Origin of the sequence: Pseudomonas sp. Pseusp88 (genome assembly GCF_047303955.1) — a bacterium.
Lineage (GTDB): Bacteria > Pseudomonadota > Gammaproteobacteria > Pseudomonadales > Pseudomonadaceae > Aquipseudomonas.
Genome location: NZ_JBGLYM010000096.1, coordinates 1 through 482, shown reverse-complemented (window position 1 = coordinate 482; position 482 = coordinate 1). Strand labels below are relative to the sequence as shown.

1 protein-coding gene is annotated in these 482 nt (G+C 61.2%); it reads left to right on the top strand.

The annotated features are described in order from the left end of the window. A partial coding sequence (locus tag ACCD02_RS32620) for a carbon starvation CstA family protein (protein ID WP_413310711.1) occupies positions 1–482 on the top strand: 482 nt, incomplete at both ends.

The following is a 482-nucleotide window of genomic DNA, read 5'->3' as shown; positions in this document are numbered from 1 at the left end:
ATGTTCACCTTCACCGGCGTGCAGATCACCTGGATGCTGGTGGGCTACGGTTTCGTCGCTGCCATGCTGCCGGTCTGGCTGCTGCTGGCACCGCGTGACTACCTGTCGACCTTCCTGAAAATCGGCACCATCGTCGCCCTGGCCATTGGCATCCTGATCCTGGCGCCTGAGCTGAAAATGCCGGCCCTGACCCAGTTCACCGACGGGACTGGCCCGGTCTGGAAAGGTGCGCTGTTTCCTTTCCTGTTCATCACCATTGCCTGCGGTGCGGTGTCGGGTTTCCACGCGCTGATTTCCTCGGGGACTACACCGAAACTGCTGGATAACGAAAAGAACGCCCGTTACATCGGTTACGGCGGCATGCTCATGGAGTCTTTCGTGGCCATCATGGCCATGGTTGCGGCTTCGGTGATCGAGCCTGGCGTGTACTTCGCCATGAACAGCCCGGCCGCCGTGGTCGGCGGTGACGTGGTCGCAGTGGC